The sequence below is a fragment of the Neisseria sp. 20925_1_37 genome (assembly GCF_041433255.1).
Classification (GTDB): domain Bacteria; phylum Pseudomonadota; class Gammaproteobacteria; order Burkholderiales; family Neisseriaceae; genus Neisseria; species Neisseria flavescens_D.
Genome location: NZ_JAPWBC010000003.1, coordinates 31,663 through 50,163 on the forward strand (window position 1 = coordinate 31,663; position 18,501 = coordinate 50,163).

At 47.2% G+C, this 18,501-nt stretch carries 19 protein-coding genes; 13 read left to right on the forward strand and 6 right to left on the reverse strand.

Annotation, left to right across the window (positions count from 1 at the left end):
- The first annotated feature begins 15 nt into the window (after positions 1 to 15).
- The 6 genes from O3661_RS02965 (at position 16) to rplS (ending at position 5,837) form a co-directional block, all read left to right on the forward strand.
- A complete protein-coding gene (locus O3661_RS02965; protein ID WP_371492248.1) occupies positions 16 to 1,413 on the forward strand; it encodes an ATP-binding protein in 1,398 nt (465 codons plus the stop codon).
- Between the two features lie 55 nt (positions 1,414 to 1,468).
- Positions 1,469 to 3,859, forward strand: a complete 2,391-nt coding sequence (locus tag O3661_RS02970) for a GNAT family N-acetyltransferase (protein ID WP_371492249.1) — start codon at positions 1,469 to 1,471, stop codon at positions 3,857 to 3,859.
- A gap of 75 nt (positions 3,860 to 3,934) precedes the next feature.
- A complete protein-coding gene (gene rpsP, locus O3661_RS02975) occupies positions 3,935 to 4,183 on the forward strand; it encodes a 30S ribosomal protein S16 (protein ID WP_003684452.1) in 249 nt (82 codons plus the stop codon).
- 15 nt (positions 4,184 to 4,198) lie between these two features.
- Positions 4,199 to 4,708 (forward strand): ribosome maturation factor RimM, encoded by a 510-nt coding sequence (gene rimM / locus O3661_RS02980; protein ID WP_371492250.1) that lies wholly within the window; start codon positions 4,199 to 4,201, stop codon positions 4,706 to 4,708.
- Complete coding sequence (trmD, locus tag O3661_RS02985; RefSeq protein ID WP_371492251.1) at positions 4,708 to 5,457, forward strand: tRNA (guanosine(37)-N1)-methyltransferase TrmD; 750 nt, start codon at positions 4,708 to 4,710, stop codon at positions 5,455 to 5,457. The genes rimM and trmD overlap by 1 nt, the downstream gene beginning before the upstream one ends.
- Before the next feature lie 14 nt (positions 5,458 to 5,471).
- Positions 5,472 to 5,837, forward strand: a complete 366-nt coding sequence (gene rplS / locus O3661_RS02990) for a 50S ribosomal protein L19 (protein ID WP_003679470.1) — start codon at positions 5,472 to 5,474, stop codon at positions 5,835 to 5,837.
- Between the two features lie 211 nt (positions 5,838 to 6,048).
- Here the strand turns inward: rplS and O3661_RS02995 are convergent, their stop codons facing one another.
- Positions 6,049 to 7,458, reverse strand: coding sequence for a PepSY-associated TM helix domain-containing protein (locus O3661_RS02995; RefSeq protein ID WP_371492252.1), 1,410 nt, complete (start codon positions 7,456 to 7,458; stop codon positions 6,049 to 6,051).
- Positions 7,459 to 7,803: 345 nt separating this feature from the next.
- Between O3661_RS02995 and greA the strand changes: the two genes are divergently transcribed.
- Positions 7,804 to 8,280 (forward strand): transcription elongation factor GreA, encoded by a 477-nt coding sequence (gene greA, locus O3661_RS03000; RefSeq protein ID WP_003684304.1) that lies wholly within the window; start codon positions 7,804 to 7,806, stop codon positions 8,278 to 8,280.
- Positions 8,281 to 8,377: 97 nt separating this feature from the next.
- The gene (locus O3661_RS03005; RefSeq protein ID WP_371492253.1) at positions 8,378 to 8,806 is read left to right on the forward strand and encodes a DUF4149 domain-containing protein; all 429 of its coding nucleotides are present in this window, start codon (positions 8,378 to 8,380) and stop codon (positions 8,804 to 8,806) included.
- Positions 8,807 to 8,945: 139 nt separating this feature from the next.
- Here O3661_RS03005 and O3661_RS03010 read toward each other — a convergent pair whose 3' ends face one another.
- The gene (locus tag O3661_RS03010; protein ID WP_070587458.1) at positions 8,946 to 9,707 is read right to left on the reverse strand and encodes an OmpA family protein; all 762 of its coding nucleotides are present in this window, start codon (positions 9,705 to 9,707) and stop codon (positions 8,946 to 8,948) included.
- A gap of 442 nt (positions 9,708 to 10,149) precedes the next feature.
- On the opposite strand from O3661_RS03010, the gene O3661_RS03015 reads away from it, so the two are divergent.
- Positions 10,150 to 11,100, forward strand: a complete 951-nt coding sequence (locus tag O3661_RS03015) for a CysB family HTH-type transcriptional regulator (protein WP_371492367.1) — start codon at positions 10,150 to 10,152, stop codon at positions 11,098 to 11,100.
- Positions 11,101 to 11,186: 86 nt separating this feature from the next.
- Here O3661_RS03015 and fnr read toward each other — a convergent pair whose 3' ends face one another.
- On the reverse strand, positions 11,187 to 11,921 hold the full coding sequence (gene fnr, locus O3661_RS03020) for a fumarate/nitrate reduction transcriptional regulator Fnr (protein WP_308881779.1): 735 nt from the start codon (positions 11,919 to 11,921) through the stop codon (positions 11,187 to 11,189).
- Between the two features lie 162 nt (positions 11,922 to 12,083).
- Here fnr and hemN point away from each other — a divergent pair, with 162 nt between their 5' ends.
- From hemN to O3661_RS03040, 4 genes are all read left to right on the forward strand, one after another.
- Positions 12,084 to 13,505: an oxygen-independent coproporphyrinogen III oxidase gene (gene hemN / locus O3661_RS03025; protein WP_371492254.1), complete on the forward strand. Its 1,422-nt coding sequence runs from the start codon at positions 12,084 to 12,086 to the stop codon at positions 13,503 to 13,505.
- A gap of 131 nt (positions 13,506 to 13,636) precedes the next feature.
- The gene (locus O3661_RS03030; RefSeq protein ID WP_070646679.1) at positions 13,637 to 13,969 is read left to right on the forward strand and encodes a hypothetical protein; all 333 of its coding nucleotides are present in this window, start codon (positions 13,637 to 13,639) and stop codon (positions 13,967 to 13,969) included.
- 617 nt (positions 13,970 to 14,586) lie between these two features.
- Positions 14,587 to 14,832 (forward strand): DUF1289 domain-containing protein, encoded by a 246-nt coding sequence (locus O3661_RS03035; RefSeq protein ID WP_039863519.1) that lies wholly within the window; start codon positions 14,587 to 14,589, stop codon positions 14,830 to 14,832.
- Between the two features lie 38 nt (positions 14,833 to 14,870).
- Complete coding sequence (locus O3661_RS03040) at positions 14,871 to 15,857, forward strand: TraB/GumN family protein (RefSeq protein WP_371492255.1); 987 nt, start codon at positions 14,871 to 14,873, stop codon at positions 15,855 to 15,857.
- Positions 15,858 to 15,955: 98 nt separating this feature from the next.
- On the opposite strand, the gene argF is transcribed toward O3661_RS03040, so the two are convergent.
- The 3 genes from argF to O3661_RS03055 all read right to left on the reverse strand — a co-directional run bounded on the left by argF (position 15,956) and on the right by O3661_RS03055 (position 18,493).
- Positions 15,956 to 16,951 (reverse strand): ornithine carbamoyltransferase, encoded by a 996-nt coding sequence (gene argF / locus O3661_RS03045; RefSeq protein ID WP_371492256.1) that lies wholly within the window; start codon positions 16,949 to 16,951, stop codon positions 15,956 to 15,958.
- Between the two features lie 128 nt (positions 16,952 to 17,079).
- Positions 17,080 to 17,835: a methylated-DNA--[protein]-cysteine S-methyltransferase gene (locus O3661_RS03050; protein WP_314460210.1), complete on the reverse strand. Its 756-nt coding sequence runs from the start codon at positions 17,833 to 17,835 to the stop codon at positions 17,080 to 17,082.
- 172 nt (positions 17,836 to 18,007) lie between these two features.
- Positions 18,008 to 18,493, reverse strand: coding sequence for a hypothetical protein (locus tag O3661_RS03055; RefSeq protein ID WP_314460114.1), 486 nt, complete (start codon positions 18,491 to 18,493; stop codon positions 18,008 to 18,010).
- Positions 18,494 to 18,501 lie beyond the last annotated feature (8 nt).

The following is an 18,501-nucleotide window of genomic DNA, read 5'->3' on the forward strand; positions in this document are numbered from 1 at the left end:
AGATTAAACAGATCAATGAAACTGTTTCAACGCATCTTCGCCACATTTTGCGCAGTCATCGTCTGCGCAATCTTTGTGGCGAGTTTTTCATTTTGGCTGGTACAAAACACCCTCGCCGAAAACCAATTCAACCAACGCCGCACCATCGAAACCACATTGATGAGCAGCATCATCTCCGCGTTTAACTCGCGCGGAGACAGCGGTGCGCGCGAAATTCTTTCGGAATGGAAAAACAATCCGGTTTCCAATGCCGTTTATGTGATTACCGGCGACGATAAAAAAGATATTTTAGGCCGCAACATCGACAGCCTGTCCATCGAACGTGCCCGCATCTTTGCCATTAACAACCCCGAATCCGATTTAGCCCACATCGAATACGACCGTTTCGGCGAAGAATACCTCTTCTTCATTAAAGGCTGGGACAACCATCAAGCCCAACGTCTGCCCAGCCCGCTTTTCATTCCCGGCCTGCCGCTCTCGCCGATTTGGCACGAATTTATCATTCTGTCTTTCATCATCATCGTCGGCCTCTTGATGGCATATATCCTTGCCAACAACATCACCAAGCCCATTAAAATTCTTGGCGGCGGCATGGACAGGGTAGCCAACGGCGAACTCGAAACCCGCATTTCCCAGCAAGTTGACGACCGTGACGACGAATTGTCCCACCTTGCCGTGCAGTTCGACAAAATGGCCGAGAAACTGGAAAAACTTGTTGCCAAAGAGCGTCATTTGCTCCACCACGTTTCTCATGAAATGCGTTCGCCGCTGGCGCGCATGCAGGCAATTGTCGGCCTGATTCAATCTCAACCGCAAAAACAAGAACAATACCTCAAGCGGCTCGAAGGCGAACTGGTACGCATGGATACTCTGGTCGGCGAATTGTTGACCCTCTCCCGCTTGGAAACTTCTAATATTCCTTTGGAAAAAGAAAACCTCAAACTCGTTCCTTTCCTGACCAACTTGATTGAGGACAACCAAAGCATTGCCCACCAAAACAATCAAAGCGTTACCCTGAGCATTGATCCCAAAATCCCTGAAAATGCCGTGGTCAGCGCCAACGAAGGCTATCTGTACCGCGCCTTTGACAACGTTATCCGCAATGCCATCAATTACAGTCCGGAAGGCAGCACCATTCAAACCCATATCGGACAAGACAGTAAAAACTGGATTATCGATGTTACCGACAACGGACCTGGCGTAGATGAAATGCAGCTTCCGCATATTTTCACTGCCTTTTATCGCGCCGACTCCAGCGCGCACAAACCCGGTACAGGTTTAGGGCTTGCCTTGACGCAGCACATTATGGAACAGCACTGCGGTAAAATCATTGCTGAAAATGTCAAACCCAACGGCCTAAGGATGTGTTTTATCCTTCCCAAAAAGAAAGCCGGAGACAAAAAAGAAGTCTAAAAATAAGGCCGTCTGAAACTTTTCAGACGGCCAAAAACACAAATAAGGAACCATCATGAGTGCAACTGCCCAAACCGGCTACTTCTTCATGCCTGAACACATCATCCTCGTCGGCGCCAGCGAACGTCCGCACAGCCTTGGCGAACGCATTTTCAGCCACCTGCTCGGTTCCTCATATCAAGGCAAAATCACCCCCGTCAATCTTCGACACAGCAGTGTAGCAGGCATTCCCTCCTACTCCAGCCTCAGCAAAATCCCGGGACAAGCCGATTTGGTTGTTGCCGTTATCCCGCCCGACCATTACGACTCGCTGTTCAAAGCCTGCCGTAAAAAAGACCTGCACCACATTATTCTGATTCAAGATTGGGAAAACCTACCGCCCGAATCCTGCAAAAACTCCCGTTCCATTATTCAAAAACATCACGGCGATGAATTGAACATCACCGTATGCAACAGCGCAGGCATCCAACTTCCCTCACTCAACCTCAACATCAGCACCCAAACCGACTATCCGGCCGGCCATATCGCATTACTCACCGGCCACAGCACCGTCAGCCGCAACATCAACCACCTGCTGAACACGCTGCATCAAGGCGTATCGCGCCACATCAGCCTCAACTATGATCTAAGCCCTACTACATCGGCCGACTGGCTCAACCGCTTCGGCCACAACCGCCATACTAAAGTTGCCGTGATCCACTACAATCCGGCCGAAAACCAACGCGAGCTGTTCAGTGCCATCCGCCACTTTACACGCCACACTCCGCTTATCCTATTGTCTACACACTACACCGACGACACAGACAAAGCCATCCTGCGCAGCCTCAGCCGCCATTGCAATTTCCAACCGGTATTCAATAACGCCGAACTGGAAGCAGCCCTAAAAGCCCACCTTTCCGGCATTCCCGTCATTACCAACCCCACCATATTGTCCGATACGCCGATAGAATGGCTGCGCACTACCGCCAATGCCTGCGAATTGACCCTCGACCTCCCAACCGATGTACCATCCGTCCGACAAGGCTGCATCGGCAGCAACCCTACGCCTGCACGCATCCACCGTCTGGCGCTCGAACAATTACAAAATCCGCATACTCAAGCCCTGCTTGGCATTATTTCGCCAGATACGCCAGACGCATACAGTATTCATCAAACTCTGGATAATTTGGCACAAAAAACCAGCAAGCCCATTCTCGTCAGCTATCGTTTTTCAGACGGCCTGACTCGGTTTAACACGCCGGAAGAAGCCTTGCTGACACTTTATTTCCGCAATCAAACAGCCTATTTGCAACAAGTACAAAATACCCCTGCGCCAGCCAAAACAGGTCGTCTAAAAACACCCAAAAGCAAAAGTATCGATAAAGCCATTGCTTCCGGCCAAACCGAACTGATGGCGGAAGCCCTATACCTGCCTCCGTGCCAAACCCAAAAACACAATGCCGTCCAATTCCGATTCAACCGCCATGCCATTTACGGCAATATCCTTACCGCCCATTACAACGGCAAAACCGAAGCCGCATTACCTCCTTTTACCACACTCGATATCCAGCGTTTAAGCCAGTTTGCAGAACTTGACAACACTTCCGTTCTCAATCAATTCCTGCATTCCCTAAACACGCTTATCCGCAACAACCAGCATATCGGCGACATTATCCTCAACTACAACGGCAGCCAATACAGCAGCACCATCATTCCCGAAATTGTGGAAAAACCAGCCGCGCCGACAACCAAAATCCCCAAAAAAGCCGTCCAAACCTTAGAACAGGCCGCCGCTAAAATGCAAAGTGCCGCCGCCTACCTTCAACAAAAAAATCCGGTCGCAGCCGAATTCCTACGCAACACCGGCGAAGCTGCATCCGAACTGCTGCACCCTAAAACCGAAACGCCCGAAATACAAAATGTACTCGCACCCTACCCGAGCCAAACCGATACCTTTACCCTGCCCGACGGCGACACACTGCACATCCGCGCACTAGAACCTGAAGATGCCGAAGCCAAACAAAAATTTGTCCGCCAATTACCCGCGGCCGACCGCTATACTCGCTTCATGACCCATACCAACGAGTTGCCGCTGCCGACACTCGCACGGCTGACCCGTCTCGATTTCCATGCCGAATGCGCGTGGGCAGCCTTCGCTTCAGACGGCCGTATCGTCGCAGTTAGCCGTTACAGCCGCATCAATCGTAATGAGTGCGAGTTCGGCATTACTTTAGCACCTGAAACACGCAAAACCGGCTTGGCCGGCAAAATGATGAGCCTCATTATCCAAACTGCCACACAGCAAGGTTATCAAATCATGAATGCGGAAATCCTCAAAGAAAACACACCGATGCTCAAACTCGCTGAAAAATCAGGATTTACCGTCACTCCATCGGAAACCGACCGCGGCCTGTATCAAGCAAGCCTCGATTTGAACGAATGGCAAAACAGCAACAAAAACAAATAAAAACTTGCATAACCCGTGTGAAATATCCTAAAATTAGCGGTTTCTATATATCCGCATTTTTCAAAAGGACTCAAAATGGTAGTTATCCGTTTGGCTCGAGGCGGCTCAAAACACCGCCCTTTCTTCAACGTAGTCGTAACTGACTCTCGCAACCGTCGTGACGGCCGCTTCATCGAGCGCGTAGGTTTCTACAACCCCGTTGCCAACGAAAAACAAGAACGCGTACGTTTCGACGCAGACCGCATCAACCACTGGGTTGCTCAAGGCGCGAAAGTTAGCGACGCAGTTGCCAAACTGATTAAAGAGCAAAAAATCGCTGCTTAATCAGCCAAAACGACCATGACAGACACTCAAAAACGGGTAGCCATGGGCTACATTAAAGGCGTATTAGGCATTAAAGGCTGGCTTAAAATTGCCGCCAATACCGAATATACCGACAGCCTGCTGGACTACCCCGAGTGGCAGTTGTGCAAGGATGGCAAAACCCTGAATGTTGTGCTTGAGGCAGGTAAAATTGTCAATGGCGAACTTCAGGTCAAATTTGAAGGTATAGACGATCGCGATCAAGCATTTGCCTTGCGTGGCTATACCATCGAAATCCCCAGAGAGTCATTCGCCCCTACTGAGGAAGACGAATACTACTGGGCAGATTTAGTCGGCATGACCGTCATCAACAAAGAAAACATCGTCCTCGGCAAAGTCAACAACCTAATGGAAACCGGTGCCAATGATGTTTTGATGATTAAAGGCGAACACGGACAAATCCTGATTCCCTTTGTCTCCAACTATATCGAATCTGTCGATACCGACAGCAAAACCATTATCGCCGACTGGGGTTTGGACTACTGATGCTGATTCAAGCCATCACCATTTTTCCAGAGATGTTCGACAGCATTGTCGAATATGGCGTTATAGGCAGAGCAAGAAAACAAAATCTTTGGCAGTTTCAAGCCATCAATCCCCGAAAATTTGCCGACAACAAACTTGGCTATATTGATGATCGCCCCTTCGGAGGCGGCCCGGGAATGATTATGATGGCTCCACCGCTTCAAGCGGCAATCGAAGAAGCCAAAGCAAACTCGCAAAAACCTGCCAAAGTAATTTATCTCAGTCCGCAAGGTCAGCCGCTGACACATAAAAAAGCTGCAGAACTTGCCGAACTGCCCCATCTTATTCTTCTATGCGGACGCTATGAAGGCATAGATGAAAGACTACTGCAAAGCAGTGTGGACGAAGAAATCAGCATTGGCGACTTTGTCGTCTCAGGTGGCGAATTACCTGCCATGATGTTGATGGATGCTGTCTTAAGATTGGTTCCGGGCGTATTGGGCGATATACAGTCAGCCGAACAAGACTCGTTTTCAGACGGCCTTTTAGACTGTCCTCATTACACCAAACCCGTAGAATTCCAAGGCATGATGGTTCCTGATGTCTTACGCTCAGGAAATCATGGCTTGATTGCCGAGTGGCGATTGAAACAATCGCTGCGACGCACTTTAGAGCGCCGACCTGATTTATTGGAAAAGCGCAGTTTAATCCCAAAGGAATCCTGCCTCTTAAAAGAAATCTTGCAAGAGCAACAGGAAATCCAATCATAACTTAGGAAAAACAAATGAACTTGATTCAACAATTAGAGCAAGAAGAAATCGCTCGCTTGAACAAAGAAATCCCTGAATTCGCTCCAGGCGACACCGTTGTCGTATCTGTACGCGTGGTTGAGGGTTCTCGCAGCCGTCTGCAAGCATACGAAGGTGTTGTTATCGCTCGCCGCAACCGTGGCCTAAACAGCAACTTCATCGTTCGCAAAATCTCTAGCGGCGAAGGTGTAGAACGTACTTTCCAACTGTACTCTCCTACCGTAGAAAAAATCGAAGTTAAACGCCGTGGTGACGTACGTCGCGCCAAACTGTACTACTTGCGTGGCCTGACCGGTAAAGCAGCTCGCATTAAAGAAAAATTGCCTGCTCGCAAAGGTTAAAGCCTTCATCAAAAACCCACTTCAATGAAGTGGGTTTTTTGTTTTTATACAAGAACGCCTTGTCTTTCTTACACAATCCTGTAAGCCAATCACAATTCCCATCTCACGCATAAACTTAAACAGAATTATAACTCCCCCTGCTTCTTTTAACCTTTATAACAAAGGCCGTCTGAAACAAAAGATGCAGACGGCCTTTAATCACATCGGACGGTTATTTAAACCATCTTGCCAATGCTGGGATACGCGACAACAACAGTGTATCCAAAATCCAAATAACAGCGATTGCAGCAATGGCCGTTGGAAAAATCACAGCCAAAATCAGAAGTGGCACAGCCATTGCCCACCATACCGGCAATTTAATTTTCTGTGCAGGAGGAACTAAACCTCGCGCTTCCGAAGGACGGCGTTTCCACCACATTACACAACCGCTGACACAGATAAAGATAATCGCCAGGCAGAACAAGACATTTGCCAATACGCTCCACCAGCCCAGCGTACCCATATGCAAAGCAATGCTTGCCGCCATGAATTTACCAAACCAGTTGTAATCATCGAAATGAATATCAGCCAGGATTTTGCCACTGTATTGATCAATGTGTACCGTACGATCCGCAGTCGGACTAATCATATCGTAGCTCATTGAGTCTTGCGACAGCGTCCATACACCGGTCTCACCATTAGGCAAATTAAGCTGATAGCGACCTTTAAAGCCAATTTCGCGCGCAAAGCGGTCAACCGTCTCCAACGTCATCGGCTCACTCGGATTAATGCCGTTTTCGCCCATTGTCGTACCGGAAACCGGCATAGGCGTCAGCTCCAAAATCCACGGCACTTCTTTGGATTTACCGTCGTTCAGCACATCACCATGGGTTGGTACGGAAGATACAGGATTAGGCTCCACGCCCCATTTACCCGTAGGAAATTGACTCCACGCTTGAACCACTTTACCACCCCAAATACCTGCCCAAGCAACGCCCGACAGACAGAACAGCAATAAAATCAAAGAAACCCAAGAGCCAAATGCACCGTGCAGGTTGCGCCACCAAGAACGACCTTTGCCTGCTTTAGGTAAAAAAACAGCCTTCAGACTACGCTGTTTTACCCACCACAAATAAATACCGGTCACAATCATGATGATGGTTAGCGACGCAGCGGTTTCCAACAGGTAGCCCCCTGTCGCCCCAATCATAATATCGCCGTGGATTTCATCCATCGTGTGATACCAGCCTTGACCGCGCGGCATCGTGTTCACGACTTTTGCCGTATAGGGATCAACAGCAACCATAGTGGCTTTATCGTCATTGTTCACGCGGAATACGGCAACCATATCATCTGTGCGCGGCGCAATATACTGCACCACAGAGGAAGTTTCCGGATTCACAAACTGTCTGGCAGCTTCAGCCTGAGCCGACAAAGGCTGAACCACTGCCTGCGGCGTAACATGTATGCGTTCGCCTTCTTTACCGGTAATATTGGCAAATAGCAGCATTCCCAACCCTGTAACAGCCAGCAGGGTTAAAAACGGCGCAACCAAAAGTCCGGCATAAAAATGCCATCGCCAAACAGTCAAATAACGGCGGTTAGCCTGTTGTTCATTTTGGGAAGTTGATTTTGTTTCCATATATTCTCTTTATATAGTTAAAGCAGACTAATTATTACGAATTAGTATCAGGCATTTTAATCAAAAACATTCATTTAAGAAACCGTTTTTCCGATGCAGCTTTGAAATACTTCAATATTTAGTTTTCAGGCCGTCTGAAAAAACAAAATAGAACAGAAAACAACACTTTACTGAAAATCCGTTTTAATTATTGCGGTTTCGGCAGAATTTGGTAGAATACAGGTATTACTTATTTATTCATCAAGCCGCCAAGCTTTGGCGGCTTGTATTTTTATTTCCAATCCGGCTACCGCGCGTGGCCGGATAAAATTTTAAAAGCATCATCATGCTTTCATGGAGAACTCAATGCAAAAAATCCCTTTGACCGTCCGTGGTGCAGAATTGTTGAAACAAGAACTTCAACACCTCAAAAGCGTGGCACGCCCAGAAGTCATCGAAGCCATCGCCGAAGCACGTTCGCACGGCGACTTGTCTGAAAACGCAGAATACGAAGCCGCCAAAGAGCGTCAAGGCTTTATCGAAGGCCGCATCGCCGAGTTGGAACATAAACTCTCTATGGCGCATATCATCAACCCTGCCGAAATCCATGCCGAAGGCAAAATCGTGTTTGGCACAACTGTGACACTGGAAGATTTAGAAACCGAAGAACAAGTTACCTACCAAATCGTCGGTGAAGATGAAGCAGACATCAAAGAACGCAAAATCTACGTTGGCTCCCCCATTGCCCGCGCCCTGATCGGCAAAGAAGAAGGCGACGTTGCAGAAGTTCAAGCACCCGGCGGCGTACGTGAATATGACATCATTGCCGTGCAATATATTTAAATAAACAAAAGGCCGTCTGAAAACATTTTCAGACGGCCTTTTGTTGTACCTAAAAACACCATAATAGAAAAAGTGAAATCTTCCCAGGAGAAGCATAATGAATCTACTGTACAAAATTATCCAAACCGCTGCCGCCATGTGGCTCGGTATGCAGCTGACAGCAGGCTATGTTACCGCCCCGATCCTATTCCGCCTTCTGCCTAAAATGCAGGCAGGAGAAATTGCCGGTATTTTGTTTGCCATTACAGCGATATGTGGCTTAGTTATTTTTGGCGCAGCCTATGCCTTTTTCAGAAAACAGCTGGCCTCACTTTCTTGGTGGATCTTGGTACTTTGGCTACTCTTAGCCTGTAATCATCTTTTGGTTACGCCGGTTATCGAGGCACACAAGTACGGACTGGATAACTGGCTCTTGTCTCTAGTAGGTGGAACATTCGGCGTTTGGCACGGCTTATCCAGTATCATCTTTTTGATTTGTACAATACTCGCCGCTGTTTGCGTATGGAAATGGCCCAGGCCAAACTAAACTGTTTTAATAAAAGGCCGTCTGGAAATAAGTCTTTCAGACGGCCCTTCTTATTTTGAAATCACGAATTATCTTGATTACTCAAATACAAGCCATAAAAAAATGCCCTGCATATTGCAGAGCATTTTTCACAAACCGATTAAGGTTTAGCGTAACCGTGAACGCCATTGTAAGGAGCTGGGATCCAACCTTCATCAGTAGCAGGCAATTCGCCTTGACCTTCGATAGTTTGGCCTGGAGCAACTTGACGAGTAACAACGCTGCGGATTTTAACATCAACGCGACGGTCAGGTTCGATACAAGCGATAAGAGCAGCACGTTTCTTAGCTTTAGAAACTTTTTTGCCCAGTTTAGCAACTTCAGCTTCACAAGTAGCAGTCATTTGAGCTTGAGATTCGCCCAGACCTACTGCAGAGATTTTGCTAGAAGCAACGCCACGACCTACCAAGTAGTTAGCAACTACGTTGGCACGACGCTCAGACAGAGCTTGGTTGTATTGCTCAGAACCCATGAAGTCAGTGTGACCTTCAACACGTACAGTTTGTACGCTTTCGTTGCTCAGGCGTTGAGCCAAAGCGTTCAGGTTCTCTTGAGCTTCAGGACGCAGGTTGTCTTTGTCGAAGCCGAACAGAGTTTTAGAAGACAGGGAAACAGTTTCATCAACATACTCAGGAGCTTGTTGTACAGGAGCAACTGCTTCGCGGTCACCACATTCAACACGGCCTTCGGTAGCTTTGTCGAAGTAGCTGTTTTTCCAGCATTCGCCGTAGTTGTTACGGACGATTTCTTGAGATTGGCTGCTTACGGTGTAACCGTGTTTGGTGTGCGCTTCGCTGGCCATAGCGGTGCCAGAGGCAACCAAGGCAACGAACAATGCGCTTAATTTCAGCTGTTTGGTCATTTTATTCCCTCATCAAATTGTTATGCGGCGGACTAGGAAAGCAACCGCTGCAAAGTACCAATATACAGGCCGCAGTATCAAAACAGCGGCAAATCGGATATATCAGGTTGCACTATAAAGAAGCGCAAGGCAAACTGTCAATACTCGATGCCTTCAAACAATCATGAAGTGCCTGCTTCCTAGTAGTTAATCATGCCGAAAAATCAATCTTGTGTCATTAATTTAGGGCAAAATCAGACAATTCACCTACCTAAAGTTGTACAAAAACAACAAAACCCCTTTCCCTCTTCTTTCCTGCATTTCCTGTTTTCATATCATTAAAAGATATTTTCATTAAAAACAACCATTTTCAAAACTCGGGGCAAAACCGGGCAAAATATGTTAAATTACAGACTGTTTGTCGCACAAAATCCACAATAACAACGTATTCGGTACTGCTACCATGAAACTGCAACAATTACGTTATGCCCTTGAGGTTTACCGACACAATCTGAATGTCTCTGAAGCCGCCGATGCGCTTTTTACATCCCAGCCCGGCATTTCCAAACAAATCCGCCTGCTTGAAGAAGAATTGGGTATCCAAATTTTTATCCGCAGCGGCAAGCGTGTGGTTTCCGTTTCGCAACCGGGCAAAGCCGTATTAGAGATTTCAGAACGGATTTTGCGCGATGTACAGAACATTAAAAATATCGGCAGCGAGTTTACCGATCACGACAGCGGTTCCCTGACCATTGCGACAACGCATACCCAGGCGCGCTATGCTTTGCCCAAAATCGTTGCGGAATTTGTCAAAAACTACCCCAAGGTCAATTTGACCATCAAACAAGGCAGCCCTTCTGCCATTGCGCAAATGGTCAGCAGCGGCGAAGCTGATTTGGCAATTATTACCGAACAGATTGATGATCATCCTGAGTTGGGCAAACTGCCCTGCTATGAATGGAACCATGCCGTCATTGTTCCGCATGACCACCCTCTTTTGGACTGCCGCAATCCTTTAAGCCTTGAAGATTTGGCTTCTTTTCCGCTGGTTACTTACGAATTTGCTTTTAATTCCGGCAGCAGCATTGCGCGTACATTTAATAAAGCGCATATTGAGCAACCTGATGTTGCCTTATCGGCTGCCGATACGGATGTATTGAAGACGTATGTCCGCTTAGGCTTGGGCGTTGGTTTGATGGCCAAAATGGCGTACGATCCTGCGGTCGATCAAGATTTACAGCTGATTGATGCGGCGCACTTATTTGAACCGTCGCCCACTTGGATAGCCTTACGCTCGGATACTTACCTGCGCGGTTACGCGTATGACTTTATCCAGATGTTTGCACCAAAACTGACCAGAGAAGTAGTCGACCGCATTCTGTACACGCCGGTTATTGAAGATTTTTCAATTTAAAATCTGACTATCACTTTCGTAACTTAACAATTATTCTTTAATTCTTGTTAAAAAGGCCGTCTGAAATATTTCAGACGGCCTAAGATTCAGATAGCGTGCGAACAACCGGAAACCATTTTCTTCAAGGCTGTCGCATCTAAGATTTTGATGTGTTTGTGTTCAACCGAAATCAAGCCTTCATGATGGAATTTAGACAAGGTGCGGCTGACTGTTTCCAGCTTCAGCCCCAAATAGCTGCCGATTTCCTCACGCGACATCCGCAAGATAAAATCATTGGCGGCAAAACCTCGTGAATAGAGACGCTGGGACAGGTTGAGCAAGAATGCCGCCAATCGCTCTTCAGCGCGCATATTGCCCAAAAGCAACATAACGCCCTGATCTCGGACAATTTCACGGCTCATCAAGCGGAAAAAGTGAGAACGGAGGCTGGGAATATCCTGACCGAGTTCTTCAATGTGCGTAAACGGAAGCTCGCATACCTCGCTGTCTTCCAAAGCCACAGCATCACAGCTGTGAATATGGGAACAAATCCCATCCATACCGATCAGCTCGCCCGACATAAAAAAGCCGGTTACCTGATCTCGTCCATCTTGGCTGGCGACTGTTGTCTTAAAGAAGCCCGCACGGATGGCAAACAAAGAGGTAAACGGCTCGCCGGCACGGAACAGGTATTCACCTTTTTTCAGACGGCGGCTTTGACGAATAACCGCGTCTAATTGTGAAAATTCGTTAGGCATCAGTCCGACAGGCAAACACAGCTCGCGTAAAGAACATGTGGAACACAAGGTTTTCATTTGATGTGTTGCATTGTGTGTGGCCATAACGCACCCTTAATCTGCATAGTTCTATAAATCCCTGATGAAGCCGAATAACTATTGACCCAAGTCAAAGTCGGCATATCATTATGAGGCATTCTACCAAACTATCGAAATTTTGACTAAAATTTTCCCTAATTTCCCTACTTCATACTACAAGCCCCGACCATGAAAATCATCCCCATCTCAAATAACACCAACACAAACAATGAATTACCGGAATTCGACCGCGAATTGATTGCCAGTTTGCCATCAAGCGGCCCACGTTATACATCCTATCCGACCGCCGACCGCTTCCATGAAGGCTTTAAAGAAGCCGAATATATCCAAGCTTTAAGCCTGCGCAACATGGGCGCGCTCAACAAACCCCTTTCGCTCTACATCCACATCCCCTTCTGCAATACCATCTGCTATTACTGCGGCTGCAACAAAATCATTACCAAAGACAAAAGCCGTGCCGATGCCTATATCCAGTATCTGGAAAAAGAAATGGAATTGCTGGCACCACATTTGGGCGGAAGACACCAGCTTGCGCAACTCCACTTCGGCGGCGGTACGCCGACATTCCTGAGCGACGACCAACTCGAACGCGTCTTCGACATGATCCGCAAATACTTCCAGCTGATTCCAAACGGCGAATACTCCATCGAAATCGACCCGCGCAAAGTCAGCCGCGAAACCGTCCTCAAACTGGGCAAACTCGGTTTCAACCGCATGAGTGTCGGCATTCAAGACTTCGACCCTAAAGTGCAGGCAGCCGTCAATCGTATCCAAAGTTACGAAGAAACCAAAGAAGTCATCGATGCCGCCCGCGAAGCAGGGTTCAAATCCGTCAGCGTTGATTTGATTTACGGCCTGCCGCACCAAAACACTGAAAGCATCAAAACCACCATCGACACGGTCTTGTCCCTCAGTCCCGACCGCCTCGCCCTCTACCACTACGCTCACTTGCCGCATATCTTCAAACCGCAACGCCGTATCGACACCAATGTCGTTCCCGGCAGCGAAGAAAAACTCGATATGCTGCAATATTGCGTCCAAACCCTGACTGAGCGAGGCTACGTTTTCATCGGCATGGACCACTTTGCCAAACCTGACGACGAGCTCTCCATCGCCCTCAAAGAAGGTTTCCTGCAACGAAATTTCCAAGGTTATTCCACCTATGCCGACTGTGACTTGGTGGCGATCGGCGTCTCCTCTATCGGCAAAATCGGCAGCACCTACTCCCAAAACGAGCGCGATATCGATGCCTATTACGCCGCACTCGACGCCGGACACCTGCCCATCATGCGCGGCTACCAGCTCAATCAAGACGACATCCTGCGCCGCAACATCATTCAGGATTTGATGTGCCGTTTCTCACTCGATTATCGGATTTACGAAAGCGTGTTCGGCATTCCGTTTAGCCGTTATTTCGCGGTCGAACTGGAGGATATGAAGCAACTGGAAACCCTCGGTCTGATCCGCCTCAAACCGCACGGCCTGACCGTTACGCCGAAGGGCCGTTTCTTGATCCGCAACATCGCCATGGTGTTCGACTACCATTTGCGCCATAAAGAAACCAAAGCCAAATACTCGCAAACCGTATAAACAGAAATGGAAAAGGTCGTCTGAAAATTTTCAGACGACCTTTGTTTTTATTTTCAATACTTTCGGGTAACATAAAACCATATTTTCCGCTTTATCAGAATTCAAAGTTAATTTGTATAGGCGCGTATCCTATGGTTACCGAACAGCAAAACGATATCCTCAGCATCAATCAAGTACAGCTTCTCCTTGCTGAAAAACGCACGGCACTTGCTATCATGCGTACGGGTATTGCCGTTTTCGCACTCCCTTTGTCTATTTTCAGTGCGCTGATTGCGACATCGAAATGGTATGAGGCCGTTGATGTTTGGCCTTTGCTCGTACTGGTCAGTCTGATGAACATCAGTTTGATTTTTTTCTCGGTCTATCTGATTACCCGCTCGCTCCGTAGAATGCACCAATACGACCGAATGATTGCCGATATCAAATACAACAACCAGTCTTTGCGCAAACTGATTAAGTCATAAAATGCAGATAGTTGGGGCTACACATAGGTCGTCTGAAAATCAAAATATAGCGGAACTCCAAATATGTATTAAAACATGATTCTGCCAAACATACCGTAATTGTTCTTGGAGATGTTACTGTACACTTTGCTCCCCCCATTTGAATCGATACGATACCATTGCAGTGATTGAGATTGAAATGAACAACAAATATAAAGAATGGATAAAAATCATACTGCTCCCTCATTTAATAACGGCTATTTTTTTAGGGCCGGCAATAATTGTTTTTTGGTCAGGTGGATTTATCGGTCTCTATTCTGTTATAAACGTGTTCAGTGAATTAGGTTCGCTTAAATATTATATTTATATTGGAATTCCTTTAATTTTTATAATGTTCTTACTTGGGTTTTATTGGAGAAATCTGAAAATAGGGAAGATACTGACTTCTTCTGCGATATATTTATGGTTTCTCTTAGGTTTTTTATGCCTAGGGTGGCAGATATAAACTTATTGAAATGATCAACTCAATTGGATAGTTGGTAGGAACCCTGATGGATACACCGATCGTGTTTAGACAAATACGAATGCAGTCTGCAATTTTGGTTTGTCCGGTCCCTTGTCTTAAATACTTTTAAAATATGGAACAACCCGATTTTTTCCCCATCCCCAGTCCCTGTATAGGTGTCTGCGAAGCCAATGCCAAAGGTTATTGCAAAGGCTGCCTGCGCAGCCGGGAAGAGCGCTTGTACTGGCTCCAGATGACCGACAGCCAAAAGCATCAAGTCATGCACCTTCTGTCCCTCAGGAAGGCCAAAATCCGCAACCGCAAACTGGAAAAAACCGAAACGGGCGAACATCCAGTTCAAAACCTACTCGATTTCTAAATTGCCCTTGCCTACCGCACACCACAATAAGGAAAAACATGAAAAAACTGCTTGCCTGCCTGCTTGTGCCATTGACTGCCCTCGCCCTGGGCGCCTGTAAACCCGCCGCGACCTCACCCGAAAGCAAACCTGCCGAACTTAACTGGCAGCAGCCTAAACTGACCAGCAATGTCTGGAAAATCAGCAAAGAAGGCCAACCAGACTCCTATCTGCTCGGCACCATCCACATGGGGCAAACCAATCAAACCTTGTCTCCCGATGCCCTCAAACTGTTGCAATCCACCGACCAACTGACCACAGAAGTTGACGCATTGCCGGACAGCAGTCCGGAAACAAAAAGAATGTATCAAAAATACTTCAAAGAAGTCATGAGTACCGAACCGCTTAGCCGCAAGCTTGGCAAAACAGATTTCCGTCTTTTACAAGAAATCTATTCAAAAAATGAAGAAAGCCGACCCATTGCCCAAATTGCCGACAAACTCCATCCGTGGGCAGCATTGGTTTTTGCCGGCAGCGCATTTCCCCAAGGATATAGCGCAGAAACCGGTGCAGATATGTTGCTGACCAATGCGGCAGTCAATATCAACAAACCGCGTGGTTCATTAGAAAGCTTGGACGATGTTACCGCGATCTTCAAAGCACAGCCTGAAGAAACCATGCTCAACTTTCTGAAGGCCAGCATTAAAACCAATAAAGAAGAAACCGAAGATGTCAAAAAACTCCATCAAGCCTATTCAGACGGCCGCTTTGAAGAACTCATTCCACTTTTGGAAGAAACCGAACAGCGCACCCTCAAACTTGTTGATACCAAGTACGCCAAAGCCATGTCCGATTGGCTGAAAAACGACCTCCTGATCCGCCGCAACTTGGCATGGCTGTCTGAAATCCGCAAGCAATCGGCCAAACAAAGCACCCTCTTTGCTGTCGGCATTGCCCATTTACCCAGCGAAAAAGGCCTAATCGAACTATTGCGTCAAGAAGGCTATCAAGTAACGCCCGAACCCAAAGTCCTGATTTGGCAATAAACCCAATCAAACAACAAGGCCGTCTGAAAGTCTTTCTTTCAGACGGCCTTTATTTAATCTCTATTAAATGAAGCTGTAAGCAATGTTGAGCGTAACAATCAATCGCCCAATGCAGCTACCATCACCGCTTTAATCGTGTGCATCCGGTTTTCTGCCTGATCAAACACAATGCTGGCTTCGCTTTCGAAAACTTCTTCCGTTACTTCCACACCATTCAGACCGAATGTCTCATAAATCCATTCACCGACTTTGGTTTCACGATTATGGAAAGCAGGCAGGCAATGCATAAACTTGACTTGCGGATTTTCCGCCGCCGCCATCAATTCAGGAGTAACTCGGTAATCTTTCAGCAAATCGATACGTTCCTGCCAAGCCTCTTTAGGCTCGCCCATGCTGACCCACACATCAGTATGGATAAAATCCACGCCTTTTACGGCTTCCTGCACATTCTCCGTCAACAGAATCTGTCCGCCGGTCTCTTTGGCAACAGCCTGCACCGTCTCGATAATGTTTTCAGACGGCCACAAACTTTTCGGCGCACCGATACGCACATCCATGCCCAGTTTCGCAGCCAACACCAGCAACGAATTGGCCATGTTGTAACGCGCATCACCGACGTAGGCAAACGCAATTTGGTTCAAAGGCTTGTCGCTATGCTCGCGCATCGTCAGCGCATCAGCAAGCATTTGAGTCGGATGAAACTCGTTGGTCAAACCATTGAACACAGGCACGCCTGCATACTTGGCCAGCTCTTCCACCACATCCTGTCCAAAACCGCGATATTCGATACCGTCAAACATCCGCCCCAAAACCCGCGCCGTATCCTTAATGCTTTCCTTATGCCCGATTTGGCTGGCAGACGGCTCCAGATAAGTTACCCCTGCCCCTTGATCGCGCGCGGCCACTTCAAACGCGCAACGGGTGCGGGTTGATGTTTTCTCGAAAATCAGGGCAATGTTTTTCCCCTTCATCCGCTGTACCTCGCGCCCTGCTTTTTTAGCAGCCTTCAATTCGGCGGCAAGGTCGAGATAGGTGGTAATTTCTTCCGGCGTAAAATCCAAAAGTTTTAAAAAATGGCGGTTTTTCAGGCTCATGTCTTATTTCTCTTTTTCTAGCGTGGGCATTGCCCAACATTTTTCTCCATGCAGATTTTTCCGGGCTTCCCCGACCTTCTGCTACTCAATTTTTCAGCGTGCGAAGCCTGCCCCTAATGCAGATCCTCTCAAAACAAGGCCGTCTGAACCTCGCCTCTCTCTAAGGCAAGCAACGATTGTTTGCGGTTCAAACCGCCTGCGTAGCCGGTCAGTTTGCCGTCACTACCGATAACACGGTGGCAGGGAATCAGGATAGACACCTTGTTCTGCCCGTTGGCAGCGGCAACGGCGCGGACGGCTTTAGGATTACCCAACTGCTGCGCCTGCTCCTTGTAGCTGCGCGTTTCACCGTAAGGAATGGTCAGCAGTGCATTCCACACCTGCTGCTGAAAGGCCGTGCCTATCGTTTCCAAAGGTGTTGCAAAAACTTTCAGACGGCCTTGAAAGTATAAATCCAATTCTTGGCGTAAAAGTTGCGTTTGCTCATTTTCTTGGAAAATAAACTGCCCACACAAAGCTTTTTGGACAGCCATGATTTCCTGCTCCATATGTTTCTGCCCGACAAATTCCAGCAGACACAAACCCTTACTGCCGAACACCGCCAACATCTCGCCCAACGGCGTGGCAACCGCGGCCGCAGTCAGTTCGTTCGGACTATCAGGATAACGCGCTTCCAACAGACGGATGGCTCGGCGGATACGGACATATTCCTCAGGCGCGCAACCAATACAGTCAATAAAATCCTGCTCAAACTGCTTGGCTTCGTGTTCCGTAAACCGCTCGTGCAGCAAGGCTTCGAGGTCTGTGGAAAAATCGGTTTCCAGCCGCTCGCGGATTTCATTCCACTTTGATGGAAGCTCGTTTAAAGAAGGCAGAGTAATCATCTGCATTTACTCCCGATAATCAACAAACACCACAACCAATTATTCGATGAATGATAAGTTCCACCATCCGGTACGGCGGCTTTAAACCACTTATGTGCAGGTTGACTGTAAGTTTCCACCTACCCTATCAATGAAACTCTCCCAAAAAAATTATAAAATCAAAAAGTTGAAATTATAGAATTTTCTTTAAAACAACAAATTCTTTGTCTTTTTCTATTTTAAATTTTCCCAAGACCCACTCGCCGCTCTTGTTAAACTCTCCGTTTTCCCCACAATAGCCTCTTTGCTCAACCTTGGTCGCTTGCAAAATCACTTCATCATCATTTACAAATCGATAAAGACCTTCTGAATACGGAAAACAATCATTACCGCATTCTGCTGAATAACCGCTGCTAAACCTGCCATCTTTATCAAACTCAATGTGCTTTCCATAAATGTGATTGTCAGAGCCGGTTGTTTCTACCCGACTGAGATAATATGCGTTTTGTGGCTTATCCATGGGCAACTCGTCAATATGCCACAATCCCACCAGTGCATTTTTTTCTAAAATTTTTCCTTGATTAATTGAAACTGCTTGAGGCTTTGGCTCGGACTCAAGACAACCTGTCAAAGATAATGACAATCCCAATACAACAAGAGCTGAGATAAATTTCTGCATAGGAAACC

Bases quoted from the DNA above. Each gene is read 5' to 3' on its own strand.
- rplS (WP_003679470.1), top strand. From the start codon at position 5,472: ATGAACTTGATTCAACAATTAGAGCAAGAAGAAATCGCTCGCTTGAAC.
- O3661_RS03050 (WP_314460210.1), bottom strand. From the start codon at position 17,835: ATGATTACTCTGCCTTCTTTAAACGAGCTTCCATCAAAGTGGAATGAA.
- hemN (WP_371492254.1), top strand. From the start codon at position 12,084: ATGAAAATCATCCCCATCTCAAATAACACCAACACAAACAATGAATTA.
- O3661_RS03005 (WP_371492253.1), top strand. From the start codon at position 8,378: ATGAATCTACTGTACAAAATTATCCAAACCGCTGCCGCCATGTGGCTC.
- rimM (WP_371492250.1), top strand. From the start codon at position 4,199: ATGACAGACACTCAAAAACGGGTAGCCATGGGCTACATTAAAGGCGTA.
- O3661_RS02995 (WP_371492252.1), bottom strand. From the start codon at position 7,458: ATGGAAACAAAATCAACTTCCCAAAATGAACAACAGGCTAACCGCCGT.
- O3661_RS03055 (WP_314460114.1), bottom strand. From the start codon at position 18,493: ATGCAGAAATTTATCTCAGCTCTTGTTGTATTGGGATTGTCATTATCT.
- O3661_RS02965 (WP_371492248.1), top strand. From the start codon at position 16: ATGAAACTGTTTCAACGCATCTTCGCCACATTTTGCGCAGTCATCGTC.
- trmD (WP_371492251.1), top strand. From the start codon at position 4,708: ATGCTGATTCAAGCCATCACCATTTTTCCAGAGATGTTCGACAGCATT.
- O3661_RS03010 (WP_070587458.1), bottom strand. From the start codon at position 9,707: ATGACCAAACAGCTGAAATTAAGCGCATTGTTCGTTGCCTTGGTTGCC.
- O3661_RS03035 (WP_039863519.1), top strand. From the start codon at position 14,587: ATGGAACAACCCGATTTTTTCCCCATCCCCAGTCCCTGTATAGGTGTC.
- greA (WP_003684304.1), top strand. From the start codon at position 7,804: ATGCAAAAAATCCCTTTGACCGTCCGTGGTGCAGAATTGTTGAAACAA.
- O3661_RS03030 (WP_070646679.1), top strand. From the start codon at position 13,637: ATGGTTACCGAACAGCAAAACGATATCCTCAGCATCAATCAAGTACAG.
- argF (WP_371492256.1), bottom strand. From the start codon at position 16,951: ATGAGCCTGAAAAACCGCCATTTTTTAAAACTTTTGGATTTTACGCCG.
- O3661_RS03040 (WP_371492255.1), top strand. From the start codon at position 14,871: ATGAAAAAACTGCTTGCCTGCCTGCTTGTGCCATTGACTGCCCTCGCC.
- fnr (WP_308881779.1), bottom strand. From the start codon at position 11,921: ATGGCCACACACAATGCAACACATCAAATGAAAACCTTGTGTTCCACA.
- O3661_RS03015 (WP_371492367.1), top strand. From the start codon at position 10,150: ATGAAACTGCAACAATTACGTTATGCCCTTGAGGTTTACCGACACAAT.
- O3661_RS02970 (WP_371492249.1), top strand. From the start codon at position 1,469: ATGAGTGCAACTGCCCAAACCGGCTACTTCTTCATGCCTGAACACATC.
- rpsP (WP_003684452.1), top strand. From the start codon at position 3,935: ATGGTAGTTATCCGTTTGGCTCGAGGCGGCTCAAAACACCGCCCTTTC.